Source organism: Luteimonas terricola (assembly GCF_004352845.1).
Lineage (GTDB): Bacteria > Pseudomonadota > Gammaproteobacteria > Xanthomonadales > Xanthomonadaceae > Luteimonas > Luteimonas terricola.
In genome coordinates, this window is the sequence record NZ_SJRX01000002.1 from 247,955 (window position 1) to 267,581 (window position 19,627).

Annotated in this window: 16 protein-coding genes and 1 pseudogene; 7 read left to right on the plus strand and 10 right to left on the minus strand. The window is 70.8% G+C overall.

What is annotated here, in order from left to right; all coding sequences use genetic code 11:
• Positions 1-16 precede the first annotated feature (16 nt).
• The 6 genes from E2169_RS05880 to E2169_RS05905 all read left to right on the plus strand — a co-directional run bounded on the left by E2169_RS05880 (position 17) and on the right by E2169_RS05905 (position 6,897).
• Positions 17-763 carry an HAD family hydrolase gene (locus E2169_RS05880; RefSeq protein WP_132985688.1) on the plus strand — a complete coding sequence of 249 codons (747 nt, stop codon included), beginning with the start codon at positions 17-19 and terminating at the stop codon, positions 761-763.
• A complete protein-coding gene (locus E2169_RS05885) occupies positions 760-2,136 on the plus strand; it encodes a leucyl aminopeptidase family protein (protein WP_132985689.1) in 1,377 nt (458 codons plus the stop codon). Before E2169_RS05880 ends, E2169_RS05885 begins: the two co-directional genes overlap by 4 nt.
• 147 nt (positions 2,137-2,283) lie before the next feature.
• Positions 2,284-3,528 carry an efflux RND transporter periplasmic adaptor subunit gene (locus E2169_RS05890; protein WP_132985690.1) on the plus strand — a complete coding sequence of 415 codons (1,245 nt, stop codon included), beginning with the start codon at positions 2,284-2,286 and terminating at the stop codon, positions 3,526-3,528.
• Between the two features lie 52 nt (positions 3,529-3,580).
• Positions 3,581-4,273 (plus strand): ABC transporter ATP-binding protein, encoded by a 693-nt coding sequence (locus E2169_RS05895; RefSeq protein ID WP_132985691.1) that lies wholly within the window; start codon positions 3,581-3,583, stop codon positions 4,271-4,273.
• 25 nt (positions 4,274-4,298) lie between these two features.
• Positions 4,299-5,465 carry an ABC transporter permease gene (locus E2169_RS05900; protein ID WP_132985692.1) on the plus strand — a complete coding sequence of 389 codons (1,167 nt, stop codon included), beginning with the start codon at positions 4,299-4,301 and terminating at the stop codon, positions 5,463-5,465.
• Positions 5,466-5,571: 106 nt separating this feature from the next.
• A complete protein-coding gene (locus E2169_RS05905) occupies positions 5,572-6,897 on the plus strand; it encodes an ABC transporter permease (RefSeq protein WP_132985693.1) in 1,326 nt (441 codons plus the stop codon).
• Positions 6,898-6,918: 21 nt separating this feature from the next.
• Here the strand turns inward: E2169_RS05905 and rarD are convergent, their stop codons facing one another.
• From rarD to E2169_RS05935, 6 genes and pseudogenes are all read right to left on the minus strand, one after another.
• Positions 6,919-7,827 (minus strand): EamA family transporter RarD, encoded by a 909-nt coding sequence (gene rarD / locus E2169_RS05910; RefSeq protein ID WP_132985694.1) that lies wholly within the window; start codon positions 7,825-7,827, stop codon positions 6,919-6,921.
• 143 nt (positions 7,828-7,970) lie between these two features.
• A pseudogene (gene yedA, locus E2169_RS05915) lies at positions 7,971-8,873 on the minus strand (drug/metabolite exporter YedA); the annotation flags it as partial.
• Between the two features lie 172 nt (positions 8,874-9,045).
• A complete protein-coding gene (locus E2169_RS05920; protein ID WP_132985696.1) occupies positions 9,046-11,232 on the minus strand; it encodes a carboxy terminal-processing peptidase in 2,187 nt (728 codons plus the stop codon).
• Positions 11,233-11,399: 167 nt separating this feature from the next.
• Positions 11,400-12,407, minus strand: a complete 1,008-nt coding sequence (lipA, locus tag E2169_RS05925) for a lipoyl synthase (protein ID WP_132985697.1) — start codon at positions 12,405-12,407, stop codon at positions 11,400-11,402.
• A gap of 194 nt (positions 12,408-12,601) precedes the next feature.
• Positions 12,602-13,291 carry a lipoyl(octanoyl) transferase LipB gene (gene lipB, locus E2169_RS05930; protein WP_132985698.1) on the minus strand — a complete coding sequence of 230 codons (690 nt, stop codon included), beginning with the start codon at positions 13,289-13,291 and terminating at the stop codon, positions 12,602-12,604.
• Positions 13,279-13,557, minus strand: a complete 279-nt coding sequence (locus tag E2169_RS05935) for a DUF493 family protein (protein ID WP_132985699.1) — start codon at positions 13,555-13,557, stop codon at positions 13,279-13,281. The genes lipB and E2169_RS05935 overlap by 13 nt, the downstream gene beginning before the upstream one ends.
• Positions 13,558-13,705: 148 nt before the next feature.
• On the opposite strand from E2169_RS05935, the gene E2169_RS05940 reads away from it, so the two are divergent.
• Positions 13,706-14,623: a CsgG/HfaB family protein gene (locus E2169_RS05940; protein WP_132985700.1), complete on the plus strand. Its 918-nt coding sequence runs from the start codon at positions 13,706-13,708 to the stop codon at positions 14,621-14,623.
• A gap of 4 nt (positions 14,624-14,627) precedes the next feature.
• On the opposite strand, the gene E2169_RS05945 is transcribed toward E2169_RS05940, so the two are convergent.
• From E2169_RS05945 to rodA, 4 genes are all read right to left on the minus strand, one after another.
• Positions 14,628-15,848, minus strand: coding sequence for a D-alanyl-D-alanine carboxypeptidase family protein (locus E2169_RS05945; RefSeq protein ID WP_132985701.1), 1,221 nt, complete (start codon positions 15,846-15,848; stop codon positions 14,628-14,630).
• Between the two features lie 76 nt (positions 15,849-15,924).
• Positions 15,925-17,277, minus strand: coding sequence for a septal ring lytic transglycosylase RlpA family protein (locus tag E2169_RS05950; RefSeq protein ID WP_132985702.1), 1,353 nt, complete (start codon positions 17,275-17,277; stop codon positions 15,925-15,927).
• Positions 17,274-18,443: a lytic murein transglycosylase B gene (mltB, locus tag E2169_RS05955; protein WP_132985703.1), complete on the minus strand. Its 1,170-nt coding sequence runs from the start codon at positions 18,441-18,443 to the stop codon at positions 17,274-17,276. Before mltB ends, E2169_RS05950 begins: the two co-directional genes overlap by 4 nt.
• Before the next feature lie 65 nt (positions 18,444-18,508).
• Complete coding sequence (gene rodA, locus E2169_RS05960) at positions 18,509-19,621, minus strand: rod shape-determining protein RodA (RefSeq protein ID WP_132985704.1); 1,113 nt, start codon at positions 19,619-19,621, stop codon at positions 18,509-18,511.
• Positions 19,622-19,627: the final 6 nt, after the last annotated feature.

A 19,627-nucleotide genomic window follows, 5' to 3' on the forward strand; every position in this document is an offset into this window, starting at 1 on the left:
GCCGTACAATGGCGGCATGGCCTTCGCCGTCCGCGCCATCACCCTCGACCTCGACGACACCGTCTGGCCATTCGCGCCGATCGGCGTGCGCATCGAACGCGTGCTCGACGAATGGATGCGGCGGCACAGCCCGGCCACCGCCGAGATGTTCACGGTCGAAAAAATGCGCGCGCTGCGCGAACGGATCGCTGCCGAACACCCCGCGCTCGGCCACGACATGTCCGCGCTGCGCCGCCTGACGCTGGAAGCGGCGCTGCGCGAAAGCGGCGGCGACGTGGCGCTGGCGGACGCGGCCTACGAGGCCTTCTTCGCCGAGCGCAACAGGGTGGAGTGCTACCCCGACGCGATCCACGCGCTCGAGCGCATCAGCGCCCGGCTGCCGATCGCGGCCCTGAGCAACGGCAATGCCGACCTTGCGCGCATCGGCCTGGACCACCTGTTTACCGCGCAACTCAGCGCCTGCAGCTTCGGTTCGGCGAAGCCCGATCCAGCGATCTTCCTCGCCGCATGCGAGCGCCTGGGCGTGCCGCCGGCCGAGGTGCTGCACGTCGGCGATCATCCGGACGCCGACGTTGCCGGCGCCGCGCGCGCGGGCCTGCGCAGCTGCTGGATCAACCGCGCCGACGACGCCGGCCGCCATGCGCAATGGCGACACGCCGAGGTCGAACCCGACCTCCATTTCGATTCCCTGGCCGCACTGGCCGACTGGCTCGACGCGGCCCTGCCCGCTCCGGGCGACCGCTACTGGAGCACCCCCGCATGAAGCTTCCCGCCTGTTATGTTTCCGCCACCGAAGCCGCCCACGCGCTGCCGCTGCACATCGTCGACCGCGACGGGTTCGCGGCCTGGCGCGCGACGCAGTCCGACGCCATCGGGGCGTGGCTGGACGCGCACGCCTTCGACGCTTCGCCGTGCAGCTGCCTGGCACTGCCGGGGAGCGACGGTGCCCCGGCCGGTGCGATCCTCGGCGTGGGCGACATGCTCGATCCCTGCAGCTACGCCCACGCGCCGCGCGCGCTTCCGGCAGGCGACTGGGCGCCGGCTTCGGATCTGCCCGCTGGTACGTTGCGCGCTCTGCAACTCGGCTGGGGCCTGGGCAGCTACGCCTTCGACCGCTACCGCACGCCGAAGCCGGTGCGTACGCGGCTGGCGCTGGCCGACGCCGACGCCGAAGCCCTCGATGTCCTCACTGCCTGCGCGCGCGTGCGCGACCTGGTGAACACGCCCACCCAGGACATGGGGCCGGACCAGCTGGAGGACGTCGCCCGCGGCATCGCGCAGGCGCACGGCGCCGAGTTCACCGCGATCACCGGCGGCGACCTGCTGGAGCAGAACTTCCCCGCCATCCACGCCGTCGGCCGCGCCTCGCACCGCGCGCCGCGCCTGCTGGCGCTGCGCTGGGGCGAGGCCTCGCACCCGCACGTGGCCATCGTCGGCAAGGGCGTGTGCTTCGACACCGGCGGCCTCGACATCAAGCCCGCCGACGGCATGCGCAACATGAAGAAGGACATGGGCGGCGCCGCGCACGCGATCGCCCTGGCCGAGCTGGTGATGGCGCGGAAGCTTCCACTGCGCATCACCCTGCTGGTGCCGGCGGTGGAGAACGCGATCGGTCCCAACGCCTTCCGCCCCGGCGAAGTGATCGCCACCCGCACCGGCGTCAGCGTCGAGATCGACAACACCGACGCCGAGGGCCGGGTCATCCTGGGTGATGCACTGGCCTATGCCGGCGAGCAGTCGCCGGACCTGGTGCTCGACTTCGCCACGCTGACCGGCGCCGCGCGCATCGCGCTCGGTCCCGACCTGCCCGCACTCTTCAGCAACGACGACGCCCTGGCCCAGGCCTGGCTCGACGCCGGCATGCAGGTACGCGACCCGCTGTGGCGCATGCCGCTGTGGCGCCCCTACCTGCGCTACCTGACCAGCAAGGTCGCCGACCTCGCCAACGCCGGCTCGAAGATGGCGGGCAGCGTGACTGCGGCGCTGTACCTGGAGCGCTTCGTGCCCGGGGACATGCCCTGGGCGCACCTGGACACCTACGCCTGGAACGACAGCGACCGTCCCGGCCGTCCCGCGGGTGGCGAGGCCCTGGGCCTGCGTGCGGCGTTCGAGATGCTGAAGTCCCGGGCTTCGTAGCTCAGAGCCAGCTCTTCTGTCGCGCCAGGTGGTCTTGCCCTGGCCGGCGGCATGTCGAAGCGGTGGTCCATCGCGCTTGACAGACGTCACGTGGCGGCGTGCGCTGGATGCCGTCACACTCGGCCCCCTGCCACCGTCGGGGACTCCATGAACACGAAAGCAGACCTGCTGCGCGAGCTCCGCATCGACCGGCAACCCACGCCGCCGCCCTCCCGGCGCGGCCTCTGGATCGGGCTGGCGGTCGCTGTTGCGGTCCTGCTGCTTGCCGGGCTGGCCTGGGCGCTGCTGGGCGGCGAGCGCGGCGTCGAGGTGCGCACGGCCACCGCGGTCGCCACCGGCGGCGGCAGCGGCGCGACCTCGGTGCTCGACGCCAGCGGCTACGTGGTCGCGCGGCGCATGGCCACGGTCTCGGCGAAGATCACCGGCCGCGTGCGCGAGGTGCTGATCGAGGAAGGCATGGCGGTGGAAGAAGGCCAGATCATGGCCACGCTCGACCCGGTCGATGCCGATGCCCAGCACGACCTCGCACAGGCCCAGCTCGGCGCCGCGCGCAGCCAGGCGGAGTCGGTGCGCGCCCAGTTGGTCGAGGCTGAAGCACAGTCCAGGCGCCTGGAAACGCTGGTGCAGCAACAGCTGGTGTCGCGCGCACAATACGAGCAGGCGGTGGCCCAGCGCGACTCGCTGCGCGCCCAGCTCGCCACCGCGCAGCGCAACGCGCAGGTCGCAGGCGAGCAACTGCGGATCAGCGACATCGGCGTCGACAACACCGTCGTGCGCGCGCCCTTCGCCGGCGTGGTCATCGCCAAGGCGGCGCAGCCGGGCGAGATCATCTCGCCGCTGTCGGCCGGCGGCGGCTTCACCCGCACCGGCATCGGCACCATCGTCGACATGGACTCGCTCGAGGTCGAGGTCGACGTCGGCGAGGCCTATATCGGCCGCGTGCAGCCGGAGATGCCGGTCGAGGCCACGCTCAACGCCTACCCCGACTGGAAGATCCCGGCGGAAGTGATCGCGATCATCCCCACCGCCGACCGCGGCAAGGCCACGGTCAAGGTGCGCGTGGCGCTGAAGGAGAAGGACCCGCGGATCGTGCCGGACATGGGCGTGACCGTGAGCTTCCTCGAGCGCGCGCCGGAACAGGCCGACGGCGACGCACCGCGCGGCGTACGCGTGCCGGCGGCGGCAGTGGCCGCGCGCGACGGCGGCGATATCGTCTTCGTCGTGGCCGGCAGCGGCGACGATGCCGTGGCCGAACGGCGCAGCGTCAGCGCCATTGGCGCCGGCGACGGCCAGCGCACCCTGGTGTCCGGACTCGCTCCCGGCGAGACCGTGGTGCTCGACCCGCCCGCCGGGCTCGCGGACGGTGACAGGATCCGCGTCACCGCCGAATAACCCCGTACTGCGTGCAGTCCGCGCGCCCACGCAACCAACACGAGGCATGCCCATGACCACCCTGGTATCGATCCGCAACCTCAGCAAGACCTACCAGCGCGGCCCCGAGAAGGTCGCCGTGCTGCACGGCCTGGACCTGGACATCGCGTCCGGCGATTTCGTCGCGCTGATGGGGCCTTCGGGCTCGGGCAAGACCACGCTGCTCAACCTCATCGGCGGCCTCGACGCGCCCACCGGCGGCGAGATCGAGATCGATGGCGAGCGCATCGACAGCATGGGCGCCGGGCAGCTGGCGACCTGGCGCAGTCGCAACGTCGGCTACGTGTTCCAGTTCTACAACCTGATGCCGGCGCTGTCGGCGCAGAAGAACGTCGAACTGCCGCTGCTGCTGACGAAGCTCGGCTCCGCGCAGCGCAAGCGCAATGCGCAGGTGGCGCTCGAACTGGTGGGCCTGTCCGACCGCACTTCGCACAAGCCGTCCGAACTGTCCGGCGGCCAGCAGCAGCGCGTGGCGATCGCGCGCGCCATCGTCTCCGACCCGACCCTGCTGATCTGCGACGAGCCTACCGGCGACCTCGACCGGCAGTCCGCCGAGGAGATCCTGGGCCTGCTGCAGGAGCTCAACCGCGAGCACGGCAAGACCATCGTCATGGTGACGCACGACCCGAAGGCGGCGGAGCACGCCAGCCACACCCTGCACCTCGACAAGGGCGTGCTGGTCGAACAGCAGGCACACGCGGCCTGACGCGGCGAACCCCGAGGAGGTCGACATGAAGTACTTCCACCTGGTCTGGGCGGCGCTGTTCCGGCGCAAGACCCGCACCTTCCTGACGCTTGCCTCGATCATGGCCGCGTTCCTGCTGTTCGGCCTGCTCGACGGCATCCGCACCAGCTTCGCCCAGCTCGGCCAGAACGCCGACGGCGCGCAGCGCCTGCAGACGGCGTCGAAGCTGTCCTTCATCGAAACCCTGCCGCTGTCGCTGCAGTCGCGCATCGTCGGCATCGACAACATCGAGGCGGTGACCCACGCCAACTGGTTCGGCGGCACCTACCAGGGTCCGCGCAACCAGCTGTTCACGCTCGCCGTGGCGTCGAACTACCTCGAGCTCTATCCCGAGGTCGAGGTCGAGCCCGCGCAGCTCGAAGCCTGGAAGCGCAACCGCACCGGCATGCTCGTCGGCGAGACGATGATGACGCGCTTCGACTGGGAGGTCGGGCAGCGCATCCCGCTGCAGTCGGCCATCTACCCCAACAGCGACGGCAGCCTGGACTGGGCCTTCGACATCGTCGGCGTGCTGCGCGCGAAGGACGGCGAAAGCGCCGGCTTCACCGGGGCGATGATGCTGATGCACTACGACTATTTCGAGGAGTCCACGCCCTATGTCGACGGCGACGTCGGCTGGTACATCAGCCGCGTGTCCGACGTGCGCCGCAGCGACGCCGCGGCGAAGGCGATCGACGCACTTTCGGCCAACTCGCCGCACGAGACCAAGACCATGAGCGAGCAGGCGGCGATGGCCTCGCAGCTCAAGCAGATGGCCGACATCGGCCTGATCGTGGGCTCGATCATGGGCGCGGTGTTCTTCACCCTGCTCCTGCTGACCGGCAACACCATGGCGCAGGCGGTGCGCGAGCGCACCTCGGAACTTGCGGTACTGAAGACGATCGGCTTCTCCAGCACCAGCGTGCTGGCGATGGTGCTGGCCGAGTCGATGCTGATGGTGGTCATCGGCGGCACGCTTGGCCTGGGCCTTGCATCGGTGACCGGCAAGGCGGCCACCGCCGGCAGCGGCGGCATGGTCAACCTGCCGCCGGTGGGCGTCGAGAGCTGGATGCTCGGACTGGGACTGATGCTGGTCATCGGCCTGGTGGTGGGCGCGCTGCCGGCGATCCGCGCCATGCGCCTGAACATCGTCGACGCCCTCGCGGGCCGCTGAGGGTGAGCGGCGATCGCTTGCGCGGCACTGCCGCGCGATCGCCGCGAACGCCCGGCGCGCTGCGCCGGGCTGGACGGATGCAACGGACCTCTTGGGGGACATGCAAATGAACAACTTGAAGAAAATGCTGCGCGGCACCGCCCTGGTGCTGCTGCTGGTCGCATTCCTGGCGGCCTGGATCTTCCTGCCCTGGCCCGCGCTGCTCGCACTCGCGGTGGCGTTCGCGCTGTGGATGCTGGCCACCCGCAGCGGCCGCCAGGCGGCGTCGGTCACCCGGGTCGGGGTCAGCACCCTGTCGCAACGGCTGGGTTCGTCGTCAGTGGTGATCATCGGCATCGCCGGCGTGGTCGGCGTGCTGGTGGCCCTGCTGGCGATGGCCGAAGGCTACCGGCACACGGTCAGCAGCAGCGGCGACGAACAGACCGCGATCGTGCTGCGCGGCGGCTCCGCGGCCGAGCTGATGTCGGTGCTCGGGCGCGACGCCATTACCACCATCGAACGCGCGCCCGAAATCGCGCGCGACGCCGAGGGCCGGCCATTGGCTTCCCCGGAGCTGGTCGTCGCGGCCAACCTGCCGATCCGCGGCGGCGACGCCGGCGTGGACGGCAGCGTGCAGCTGCGCGGCGTTGGCGACATGGCCTGGGCGGTGCGCCCGAACGTGCAGCTGGTCGAGGGTCGTCGCTTCGAAACCGGCATGCGCGAGCTGGTGGTCGGCAAGGGTGCGCGCCGCCAGTTCATGGGCCTGGATCCCGGCAACGAGGTGCGCCTGGGCAGCCAGTCATGGACGGTGGTCGGCGTGTTCGAATCGGGCGATTCGATGGAGTCCGAGATGTGGGCCGATGCCGAGGTGGTGGCCACGACCTATCGCCGCGGCAGCAGCCGCGCCTCGGTGTTCGCGCGCCTGACCGACGCTTCGGCGTTCAAGGCCTTCAAGGCCACCCTCGCCGCCGACCCGCGGCTGCAGGTCGAGGCCCAGACCACGCTCGAATACTTCCAGGCGCAGTCCGAAGGCATCTCCAAGGTGCTGCGAATCATCGGCATCGTGGTCGGTTCGATCATGGCGATCGGTGCGGTGTTCGGTGCGCTCAACACCATGTTCGCCAGCGTCGCCTCCCGAGCGCGCGAAATCGCCACGCTGCGCGCGATCGGCTTCCGCGGCATGCCGGTGGTGGTGGCGGTGATGCTGGAGACGATGCTGCTGGCGGCCATCGGCGGCGCGCTCGGCGGCCTGCTGGCGTGGCTGGTGTTCAACGGCTATACCGCATCGACGCTCGCCGGCGGCATGTCCCAGCTCACCTTCGAGTTCAAGGTCTCGCCCGGGCTGCTCTGGGAAGGCCTGAAGTGGGCGCTGGCGATCGGTTTCGTCGGCGGCCTGTTCCCGGCCCTGCGCGCGGCGACGATGCCGGTGACCGACGCCCTGCGCGCGGCATGAGTACCACGCGCGGCGCGCGGGTCAGGCCTGCTGGGCCACGACCCGCCGCCGCGCGCGCAGGAAGCCGTCGACGGCGAACACCGCCAGGCCGACCCAGATCACCGCAAAGCCGATCGCGCGGTCGCGGCCGAAGGATTCACCGAAGACCAGCACGCCGCACAGCAGCTGGAGCGTCGGCGCCAGGTACTGCAGCAGGCCGACGGTCGTCAGCGACACCTGGCGCACCGCGTAGGCGAAGCCGATCAACGGCAGCGCGGTCAGCGCACCGCCGAGCACCAGCAGCAGGTTGCTGCCCAGGCCCCAGCCCAGGTCGGTGAAGCCGCCGCTGCCGCCCAGCTCGAGCCAGGCCAGCAGGCCGGCCGCAGGCACCAGCAGGTACAGGTTCTCCACGCCCAGTCCCGCCACCGCGTCGACCTGCGCCTGGCGACGGATGAGGCCATAGAGCGCGAACGATCCCGCCAGCGCCATCGCGATCCACGGGAAGCTGCCGTAATTGAAGGTCAGCCAGAGCACGCCGCAGGTCGCCAGCGCCACGGCCACCCACTGCGCCGGCACCAGCCGCTCGCGCAGGAAGACCACGCCGATCACCACGTTGAGCAGCGGGTTGATGAAATAGCCCAGGCTGCTTTCGACCACGTGCCCGGCATTGACCGCCCACACGTACAGGCTCCAGTTGAAGCCGATCAGCATGCCCGACGCGAACAGCATCCCTGCCAGCCGCGGCTGCGACAGCACCGCGCGCAGCCAGCCGCGGCCGCGGGTGAGCGTCAGGTACGCCGCCACCAGCACTGCCGACCACAGCGCCCGGTGCGCGACCACCTGCAGCGAGGGCACGTGCTTGAGCAGATGCCAGTACAGCGGCATCAGGCCCCAGATGACGAAGGCGCCGGCCGCCATCCACAGGCCGCGGGTGTGGGTATTGGTGCTCATTGGCGCACAGCCGCATCGGGTCCGGGCGAGGTGACGGCTGTGGCGGCTTCGGCGGGCCCGTCGGACCCGTCGGACTCCGCGGCCACGGCGAGGCCCGCCGCCACCACGGGCGTCGCGGCGGCCATCTGACGCGCGCTGCGCCTGCGCCTGCCGGCGCTGACCGTGATCGCGACCACGCCGGCCAGGATCACCGCCATCGCGCCGAGGTCGTTGACGCCGAAACGCTCGCCGGCCAGCCAGGCGCCGAGCAGCACTGCGATCAGCGGATTGACGTAGGCATAGCTTCCGGCCAGCGTCGCGCGCACGTTCTGCAGCAGCCAGGCGTAGGCCGAGAACGCGAGGATCGAGCCGAACACCGCCAGGTAGCCCAGCGACAGCGTGCCGCGCAGCGTCGGCATGGCAGTGATCCGTTCGCCGAACAGCCAGCCCGCGACCAGCATCAGCACGCCGCCGCAGAGCATCTGCGCGGCGGCGGTCATGAACGGCTGCGGCAGCGCGCGGCTGCGGCTCCAGATCGAGCCGAAGGCCCAGGCCAGCGGCGCGATCAGCAGCGCGATCAGGCCCTGAGGGGACGCCGTGAGCGCGCTGCCGGCGTTGAGCCAGATGACACCGGCGAAGCCGATCACCAGCCCGCCAAGTTCGATGCGCGTGGGCCGCTCGCCGCGCAGTGCCGCGAACAGCCCCATCCACAGCGGGCACGACGCCACGGCCACGGCCGCCAGTCCCGAGGACACCGTCTGCTGCGCGATGCAGACCATGCCGTTGCCCAGGCCGAGCAGCAGCGTGCCCATGACCGCCAGGTCGCGCCACTGCGCCCGGCTCGGCGCCGGAACCCTGCGCGCGCGCAGGACCGCGTACAGCAGTCCGCCCGCGGCCAGGAAGCGCATGCCCGCCATCAGCAGCGGCGGATAGCCGCCCTCCAGCGCGAAGCGGATGCCGAGGTAGGTCGAACCCCAGACGAGGTAGAGCGCGCCGAGCGCAAGCGCGACCGCGAGCGCGCCGGGAGGCGTGCGGGCGGCGGAAAGAACGGGCGAAGCGGCACCCATGGCGGCGTCCGGGCGTTGGAGTGACGGGAGGGTTGAAGCCGGGCAGCGCATTGGAATACGGCTGCCGGCGTGCGGATTCTACGCTGCCCGCCGGTCGACACGCGGACCTCCGCGCACCGCCGGCGGTGCGCATCGCGCCGCCAGGCCGACCTTCAGCGGCGCGGAGCGGTGCTCAGCGCGCCCAGCGCCCCGGGCCGGTGGACTCCGGCAGCACCGCCGCCGACAGCTGGCGGTCGGCATCGAGCAGGCGCACGGCGTCGGCGAGGATCGCGGCGGACTCGCGCAGCAGCGGATCCGGGCGTTTCTCGGCGGCCTCCTCGCGCGCGGTGTCGGCGGCGATGTCGCGCTCGTTGGCGGTCAGGCCATCGTCGGCGGAGAGCTCGGCCAACGGATCCAGGTCCAGGCCCAGCCGCTTGCGCTCTTCCTGGCGGTCCTTGCGCTTGGCAGCCTGGCGATCGCGCTCCGTGCGACGCTCGTCCTCGTTGAGCGAGATGTAGTCCTTGTCGGCCTCGGCGCGGAACTCGGCGACGTCTTCCTTCCACCACTGGAACTCGCGGTCGACGGCCACGCGGCCGGCGTGCAGTTCATCCAGGCGCGGCAGCAGCGGCGCGAAGTTGCCGTACTGGGTATGCGGCACCGCCGAGATGCGGGTCCAGGGCAACGCATTGTCGTAGGTGCTTTCGCCGAACTCGCTGCCGTTGACCGTTGCCGGGAAGCGGATGTCCGGCACCACGCCCTTGTTCTGGGTGCTGCTGCCGCCGGGCAGGAAAAACTGCGCGATGGTCATCTTGACCTGGCCGTGGCGCGTGCCCTCGTTGGCGGGCCAGCGGTCGAGGTCGAACAGGTTCTGCACCGTGCCCTTGCCGAAGGTCGTCTCGCCGATCACCAGCCCGCGGCCGTAATCCTGGATCGCGCCGGCAACGATCTCCGACGCCGATGCCGAGGCGCGGTTGACCAGCACCGCCAGCGGGCCGTCCCAGGAGACGCCGGCCTTGCGATCGGACTCCACGTTCACCCGGCCGCCCGACTCGCGCACCTGCACCACCGGGCCGGTGTCGATGAACAGCCCGGTAAGTTCGACCGCTTCGTTGAGCGAGCCGCCGCCGTTGTTGCGCAGGTCGAGCACGATGCCGTCCATGTCCTCGGCGCGGAACTCGCCCAGGATCCGCGCGACGTCGCGCGTGGCCGAGGCGTAGTCGCCGTTGCGGCTGCGCCGGCCCTCGAAGTCCTGGTAGAACGCCGGCAGCTCGATCACGCCGATGCGCTTGGCGTCGCCCACCGCGCTGGCCGGGATGTCGATCACCTTGGATTTGGCCGCCTGCTCCTCGAGTCGCACCTTGGCGCGGGTGAGGGTGATGCGCACCGGCTCGCTGTCGAGCAGCGCCTCCACGGGCACCACGTCCAGGCGCACCTGGCTGCCGGCCTTGCCCTTGATCTTCTCGACCACGTCGTCGATGCGCCAGCCGATCACGTCTTCCATCGGCCCGCTCCTGCCCTGGCCGACGCCGACGATGCGGTCGCCCGGGGTGAACTTGTTGCTGGTCGCGGCCGGTCCGCCGGCGATCAGCTCGCGGATCACCACCACGTCGTCCTGCTTCTGCAGCTGCGCGCCGATGCCTTCCAGCGACAGCGACATGCTCTGGTTGAACAGGCCGGCGGTCCGCGGGTTGAAGTAGTCCGTGTGCGGATCGATCGACGCCGTGTAGGCGTTGAGGAAGGTCTGGAACGCATCCTCGTTGTTGAGCTGGGAGACGCTGGTGACGATGTTGGCGTAGCGCTTGTCCAGCGTCGTGCGGATCTCGGCCGGCTCCTTGCCCGCGAGCTTCAGCCGCAGCCAGTCGTTGCGCACCGACTTCTTCCACAGCGCGTCGAGCTCGGCGGAGTCGGTCGCCCAGGCCGCGTCCTCGCGGTCGTAGTACCAGCGCTCCTCGCCTTCGAAATCGAAGATGTCCTGCTCCAGCAGGCTGCGGGCGTATTCGACGCGCTCGGACACGCGCTGCTTGTAGACCGCATACATCTCCATCGCCGGCCCGGTGTCGCCATGGCGGACGGCGTCGCCCATGCGCGCCTCATGGGGCTGGAAGCGCGCGATGTCGGCGGCATCGAGGAACAGCTTGTTGCCGTCCAGCGACTCCAGGTAGCGGCGGAAGATGTCCTGCGACAGGGTCGCGTCCAGGCCCCGCGGCCGGTAGGCGTAACGGCTGTCGGACAGCAGGCCGTAGACCAGTTTCGACGTGGTCGCATGGTCGGCGGTCGGCGCTGCCGGGATCGCATCGCCATCGGCGCGCGCCATCAGCGCCAGCGGCATGGCGAGGGCCAGCGCGATGGCCGTGGCGGACAGGACTTGGCGTGCTTTCATGCGTTCGGCTCGGTGCTCACGTGGAGGGGGGCGCAGCGTCCCTTGCACCGTGCCGTTCCGGAATGGGGCCGGACAGTGCTGGAAGTCGCATCATGACGCCCGAAGCCACTCTAACCGCGGCCATGGGGCTGGGTGTGAACAGTTCGCCAAGCGGCGCGCGCCGGCGCTCAGGCCGCGACGCCGGCGCCCGCGGCCTGGCGGTCGGCGTGGTAGGACGAGCGCACCAGCGGCCCCGAGGCGACGTGGGTGAAGCCCAGCTCCATGCCGTAGTCCTCGAAGGCCTTGAACTCGTCCGGCGTCCAGTAGCGCAGCACCGGGTGGTGGTGCGGGCTGGGCTGCAGGTACTGGCCGATGGTGATCATCTCGACATCGTGCGCGCGCAGGTCGCGCAGGGTGGCCTGCACCTGCTCCAGGGTCTCGCCCAGGCCGAGCATGATCCCCGACTTGGTGGCGACGTCCGGGTGTTGGGCCTTGAAGCGCTGCAGCAGGGTCAGCGACCACTGGTAGTCGGCGCCCGGGCGCACGTTGCGGTACAGGTCCGGGACGGTTTCCACGTTGTGGTTGAAGACATCCGGCGGATTCGCGGCCAGGATCTCCAGCGCCCGGTCCATGCGGCCCTTGCCGCGGAAGTCGGGGGTGAGGATCTCGATCTTCGTGGCCGGCGTGGCCTCGCGGATGGCGCTGATGCAGTCGACGAAGTGCTGGGCACCGCCATCGCGCAGGTCATCGCGGTCGACCGAGGTCACCACCACGTACTTCAGGCCCATGTCGGCGACGGTCTCGGCCAGGCGGCGCGGCTCGTCGGCGTCCGGCGGCTTCGGGCGCCCGTGGGCGACGTCGCAGAAGCTGCAGCGGCGGGTGCAGACCTCGCCCAGGATCATGAAGGTCGCGGTGCCATGGCCGAAGCACTCATGGATGTTCGGGCAGCTCGCGTCCTCGCACACCGTGACCAGCCGGTTGGCGCGCAGCTTCGACTTCAGCGCCGCCACCGCGCCGTTGCTCGGGATCCGCACCCGGATCCACGACGGCTTGCGCAGCACCGGCGCATCCACGAACTGCACCGGCGACCGCGCGATCTTGTCCCCCGCGACCTGCTTCACACCCGGCACCAGCGACGGCGGCGCGTCGGCGACGACTTCGAGTGGGATGGACTTGGCGGCGGGAGTGTTGGTCATGATTTTTTGGCCACGGATTTACGCGGATTACGCGGATCAGGCTGAGGGGACAGCCTAGCTTTGTTGTTCATCCCGGATCCACGCAAATCCGCGACAAAGATGCTTTTAGCTTCTGCTTTTGCCCCTGATCCGCGTCATCCGCGTAAATCCGTGGCAAAAAGCTTTTGCATTGGCTTTTGCCCTTGGATCCGCGTTTACCCGCGTGAATCCGTGGCAAAAGCTTGTTCTTCCCCAGCCGCCACTACCGCCAGACCGAACTGTGCGGCAAGCGCCGCGACCAGCGGGGACCGGGCGGCGTCGAGGTTTGCGGGACCTCCGCAGTCTATCACCGAGGTCACTTCCAGCCCGGCGTAGCCGCAGGGGTTGATGCGGTGGAAGGGCTCAAGGTCCATGGCGATGTTCAAGGCCAGGCCGTGGAAGGTGCAGCCGCGGCGCACGCGGATGCCGAGCGCGGCGATCTTCGCGCCGCTGTCCACGTACACACCCGGCGCACCCTCGCGGCGCTGCGCATGGATGTCCCAGCCGGCCAGCGTATCGATGATCGCCTGTTCGATCCGGCAGACGTAGTCGCGCACCCCGATCCGCAGCCGCTTCAGGTCGAACAGCGGATAGGCGACGAGCTGGCCCGGGCCGTGATAGGTGACCTGGCCGCCGCGATCGACCTTCAGCACCGGGATGTCGCCCGGGACCAGCACGTGCTCGGGCTTGCCGGCCTGGCCGAGCGTGAACACCGGGTCGTGTTCGACCAGCCACAGCTCGTCCGGGGTGTCGCCATCGCGGGCGTCGGTGAAGGCCTGCATCGCGCGCCACACCGGCTCGTAGGAACGCCGGCCGAGTTCCCGCACCAGCAGCGGACGTGCGCCCGGGGCGGCTACAGCGTCCACTTCACCTCGGGGTGCTCGCGCAGCGCGGCGTGCGCGCTCTCGTACTCCTCGCGGGAATTGGCGCGGAACGTCAGGCGCACGGACACATAGCGGCCGCTGCCGGAGGGCCGGGTGGTCAGCGTTTCGTGGACCACGGTCAGGCCCGCCGCCCGCAGCAGGTTCGGTACCTCGACCTCGAGCCCGGCCGACGCCGGCCCCATGGCGGTGATCTCGAAGTCGCCGGGGAACTGGAAGCCGTGTTCAGGGTTGTCGGACTTGATCTCCATGGCCCCGATTATGGGGCCGTGGCCTCGCGATCCCAACGCCGTGGCCGCAACACCGCGGCCCCGGTGCCGCAACGATCGCCGTCCGGTGGCGGCCGCGGACCGCGTTCGACGATGGACAAGGAATCCACCTGTCACCACGGAGCCGCCCATGCCGCGCAACGCCCTCGCCATCGCCCTCGCCGCCTGCCTGCTGGCCGCATCCCCCCTGGCCCGCGCCCAGCAGGCCACCGACGTCCCGGTGTGTTCACGCAACCTGGGCACGATCGCCGTGATCGAGCCGACTGGCCAGAACTGGTGGACCGGCCAGCGCCTGCCCTCGCCCGCGGCGCTGATCAAGGTCTACGTCAGCCGCTCGCGCTGCTTCACCCTGGTCGACCGCGGCACCGGCATGGCGGCGATGCAGGCCGAGCGCGCGCTGGCCGCCTCGGGCGACCTGCGCGGCGGTTCCAACATCGGCAAGGGCCAGGTCCGCGCCGCCGACTACGTGCTGGTGCCCGACGTCGTTTCCCAGAACCGCAACGCCGGCGGCACCAACATCGGCGGCCTGGTCGGCGGCCTGCTCGGCAACCGGCGCGCGGCGGCCGTGGTCGGCGGGGTCAACCTCAAGCGCAGCAGCGCCGACGTGGTGTTGACCGTCACCGATGCGCGCTCGTCGGAGCAGGTGGCCATGACCGAGGGGCACGCCAGCAAGACCGATGTCGGCTGGCGCGGCGGCGGCGGCGGCTTCGGCGGCGCGCTGATCGCCGGCGGCGCCTCCGGCTATGCCAACACCGAGATCGGCCAGGTCGTGGCCCAGGCCTATATCCAGGCCTATAGCGACCTCGTCGCCCAGCTCGGCGGCCTGCCGGCCGACGCATCGGCGGCGAACGTCGGCCAGGCGGTCACCATGGGCCGTCCCGGCCGCCTGTTGAAGTCGGCCGATGGCCGCGGTGGTGCCGTGCGCGATATCGACCCGGGGATGCTGCTCTATCCCACCGGCGTCAAGGAAGGAACGATGTGGGAGGTCGAGGACGAGGTCGGCAACCGCGGCTGGGTCAACTCGACCCAGCTGTCGAACGCACGCTGAAAACTCAGACCGACTGCCACCACATCAGCAGTTCGTGCCACAGGCGCTTGAAGAAGCCGGCTTCCGGCACCTCTTCAAGCGCCACCAGCGGCGCCTCGGCCACCAGCTTGCCGTCAAGCATCACCCGCACCATGCCCACGGCCTGGCCACGCTCCAGCGGCGCCACCAGGGTGCGCGGCACGTCCATGCTCGGCTGCAGCTTCGCGTACTGGCCGCGCTGCATGCTCACCAGCAGCGGCTGTGCCACGCCGAGGCCGATCTCGTTGGCCTGGCCCTTCCAGATCTTCTGGGTGGCCACCGGTTCGCCGGCGGCATAGAGCTCGTGGGTCTCGAAGAAGCGGAAGCCCCAGTTGAGCAGGGCCTGGGAGTCGGTCGCGCGCTGGGATTCGCTGGTCGAACCCATCACCACCGAGATCAGGCGCTGGTCGCCGCGCTTGGCCGAGGCCATCAGGCAGTAGCCGGCGCCGGAGTGGTGGCCGGTCTTGATCCCGTCCACGCTCTGGTCGCGCCACAGCAGCACGTTGCGGTTGAGCTGCGCGTCCATGCGCCCGACCTTGAACTCCTTGATGCTGTTGTAGGCGTAGTGGTCGGGGAAGTCGCGGGCCAGCGCGCGGCCGAGCAGGGCCAGGTCGCGCGCGGTCGAGTAGTGCTCCGGCGCCGACAGGCCGTGCGAGTTCACGAAGTGGGTGTTCTCCATGCCGATGCGCGCGGCGTAGGCATTCATCAGCGCGGCGAAGGCGTCTTCCGAGCCGGCGACGTGCTCGGCCAGGGCGATCGCGGCGTCGTTGCCCGACTGCACCACCATGCCCTTGACCATCTCGATCAGCTTGGCGGTCTTGTTGACCTCGAAGCCGCTGTAGCTGCCATCGGTGCCGGCGCCGCCGCTGCGCCAGGCGTTGACGCTCATCATCACGTCGTCGTCGGCCTGCAGCTTGCCGGCCTTCATCTCGGCGGCAATCACGTAGCTGGTCATCACCTTGGTGATGCTCGCGGGCTCGACGCGCTCGTCGACGTTGTCGCCGGCCAGCACCTGTCCGGTGGCGTAGTCCATCAGCGCCCAGGCGGTGCCGATGATGGCGGGCGCGTCGGGCACCGGGAGCTGCTCGCTCAGCGCGGCCGGGGCCGGGGCCGCGGCCGTGGGCGCGGGGTCCTGGGCAAAGGCGAGGCCGAGCGTGGCGACGGAAACGGCGGCAAACAGCGCGACGCGGACGGCGTGGACTTTCATCAGGCGGGGAACTCCGGGAATTTCGTGCCGCCCGTGGACGGACGGCGTGGACAAGCGATCATTTTAACCGCGCACTTCACTCGCGTACGGGATGCGGTGCACCGAAGCCCAGACCCGCGACGCGGGCGCTGAGTTCCGGGACGCCGGCCTGCGCCACCGGCCCGACGCGCAGGCGCCAGACCGGCTTGCCGGCGGCTGTACCGTCCTGCAGGCGCGCACCGGCGATACCGGCGCGGCTGAGCATCGCCAACGCTCGCTGAGCGTTGTCGCGGGAGCCGAAGGCGGCGACCTGCAGCAGTACGCCGGCATCAGCACCGGACCCGGGTGCCGGGGTCGCGGGTGCGGGTACCGACGTTGACGCGGAGGTGGGCATGGGCGCAGGCGCCTGCGCCCGGGCAGGAACTGCGGCCGCGGCTGCAGCGCCCTCGCCGCCCGGCGCGGCCGAGCCGTAGGGATCCGGCTTGCCGGCGCGGCCGGTGGCCACGCGCGCGCGCCGCGCCTTCATCCAGGCGTCGAACTCGTCGGCGGTCATCGCGCGTCCGTCCTGGTGCATGTCGAAGCGCCAGTCCTGCGAGGCATCCACCGCCGCGGACGGCGCCGCCGTCGAGGCCGGCAAGCCAGCCACCAGCCCGTCCATCGCGCTCGGCGGCATGGCCTGCGGCCGGCCGGTGGCCACGCGCACGCCAGGCGGCAAGCCGGTGGCCGGATCCACCGCGGCAACGCGGGTATCGGGCTGATGGCGGGCGGGCTGGTGACGGATATTCTCGCCGGGACCGAGCGCACGCACCTCCACCCGCGCGGTGCCGCGCGGATGCACGCCGATCTTCACCGCCGCGGCATAGCTGAGGTCGACCACCCGCCCCGCGTGGAAGGGCCCGCGGTCATTGACGCGCACGACCACCGACTTGCCGTTGTCGAGGTTGGTCACGCGCGCGAAGCTCGGCAGCGGCAGCGACTTGTGCGCCGCGGTGAACGCATACATGTCGTAGACCTCCTGGTTGGAGGTCAGCCGGCCGTGGAATTTCTGCCCGTAGTAGGACGCCAACCCGGTCTCGGCGAAGCCCTCGGCATCGTCGAGCACGTGGTAGGACTTGCCCAGCACCTTGTACGGCGAGCGGTTGCCGTAGCGCGAGCGCTCCAGCGCCACGACTTCGGGCTCGGGGATGGCGTCCACGTCGGGGACGTAGTCGGGCGTCGTGTCCGCGACGCCGGGCTTGTACAGGCCGCCCGCCACGTAATTGCCGCGGGTGGAGGGATCCTCCTGCGCCGGCGCATAGGGCGACACCCTGGGACCGTCGCCGGGCGGCGCCGTCCCGGAGGTTTCCGGGGCCGGCGGCGCCTCGCGCTTGGGCGCACCGGCACAGCCCGCCAGCAGCAGAACCGCGGCGGCGATCGCCCAGCACGCGGGCCTCGCGCGCCACCGGCTCATTGCGGCTCGCGCCCCGCGATCGCCTGCGCCAGCTGGTGCACGGCCAGCGAATACATCGGCGAGCGGTTGTAGCGGCTGATGACGTAGAAATTGCGGTAGCCGAGCCAGTACTCGCGCCCGGCGTCGCCATCGAGCGCGATCACGGTGGCGCCCTCGCCCACCGGCTCGCCCGGCCGCGGGGTGAAGCCCTGCTGCGCCAGCAGCGGCAGCGAATGGTCGGGCTCGAGCGACTTCGGATCGCCGCTGGGCACGAATTCCTCCGCACCGGCGGCCTTGTCGGCGCGCGCGACCACCGGCGCCCCGCGCTCCCAGCCGTGGATCACGAAATAGTTGGCGATCGAGGCGAAGACGTCGGGCTTGTGGGTGAGCAGGTCGCGGCGGCCGTCGCCGTCACCGTCCTTCGCCCACAGCCGGTAGCTGGACGGCATGAACTGGCCCATGCCCATGGCGCCGGCATAGCTGCCCTTGAGCGCGGCAAGGTCGAGCTGCGGCTCCTCGGCGACCAGCGCGAACAGCTGCGCCAGCTCGCCGGCGAAGAACGGCGCGCGCCGGGGGAAGCCGAAGGCGAGCGTGTACAGCGCATCGAGCACGCGATGGTTGCCGGTGATGCGGCCGTAGCTGGTCTCGACGCCGATGATGGCGACGATGTATTCGGCCGGCACGCCGGTGTCGGCGGCGACGCGGTCGAGCGCGGCGCGGTTCTCCGCATAGAACGCGCGGCCGCCGCTGATGCGGGCGTCGTTGATGAAGATCGGGCGATAGTCGCGCCAGGGACGCACGGCTTCGGCCGGGCGCGACATGGCATCGACGATCGACTGCTTGTGTTCCGCGCCAGCGAGCACGCTGCGGATGCGCCCGCGGTCGACGCCATAGGTGGTGGCGGTGTAGTCGACGAAGGCGGCGATGCGCTGCTCGCGGCTGAGTGCGGGATCGGTCACCGACGGCGGCGCGACCGGACGCTCCGGCGGCTGCGGCACCGGCGGCAGCAAGCCCGGTGCCGACGGCGCCACTGCCGGCACGGCTTCGACCACGATGGGCGCGGGTTCGGCCGCGGACGCGGGTGCATGGACGATCGCGGAAGGGGCGCAGGCTGCAAGCAGCAGCAGCGCTGCCAGGACCGGCAGCAGGCGCGGTCGAGGACGGGTCGGTCGCGGGTGTCGGTTCATCGGCGGCGAGGTTAGCACGCAGCCCTGTGGCACAAGCCCGTCGCGTTCATGCCCCGTTGTGGCGCTCAGCGCCCGCGCACCGGCCGCGCGGCATGCACCGCCATCACCACGCCCATGCCCGCCAGCAGCGAGACCGCCGCGGTACCGCCGAAGCTCAGCAGCGGCATCGGCACGCCCACCACCGGCAGCAGTCCCGAGACCATGCCGCCGTTGACCAGCACGTACACGAACAGCGCCAGCCCCAACGCGCCGGCGAGCAGCCGCCCGAAGCCGTCGCGCGACGCCGCCGCGATCCACAGGCAACGCCCCACCACCACCAGGTAAAGGGCCAGCACCGCGACCACCCCGAACCAGCCGAACTCCTCCGACAGCACCGCGAAGATGAAGTCGGTGGTGTGCTCGGGCACGTAGTTGAGGTGCGACTGCGAGCCCTGCCCCCAGCCCTGGCCGTCGAGGCCGCCGGAACCGATCGCGATCTTCGACTGGATGATGTTCCAGCCCGCGCCCAGCGGATCGGACTCCGGATCCAGAAAGGTCAGGATCCGATCCTTCTGGTACGGGCGCAGGAACCAGACCCATGCCGCCGGCGCCGCCCCCGCCACCGCCGCCGCCGCCGCCACGAACCACCACCACGACATCCCGGCGAGGAACAGCACGAAGGCACCGCTGGCGGCGACCAGCATCGCGGTGCCGAAGTCCGGCTGCAGCAGGATCAGCCCGGTGGGCACCGCCACCAGCAGCATGCCTGCCACCGTGGACACGAAGCCCGGCGGCTGCGGGCGCTCGTTGAGGTACCAGGCGACCGCCATCGGCAGGCTGAGCTTGAGCAGCTCGGCGGGCTGGAAATAGAACACCCCCAGGTCGAGCCAGTGCGCGCCGCTGCGGCCGGTGCCAACGAACAGCACCGCCACCAGCGGCAGCAGCGACACCACGTAGGCCGCCGGCGCCGCGTCGCGCAGGCGCAGCAGCGGCACCCGCGACAGCAGCCACAGCACGCCCAGCCCCACGCCGTAGCGCGCGCCCTGCGAGGTGACCAGTGCCGGATTCTGCCCGCCCGCGCTGTACAGCACGGCCAGGCCGATGCCCATCAGCGCCACCAGCGCGCCCAGCAGCACCCAGTCCAGGGTGCGCACGAAGCGCTGCAGCAGCTCGAGCAGGAAGCGCAGGATGGCGTTCAAGGCCGC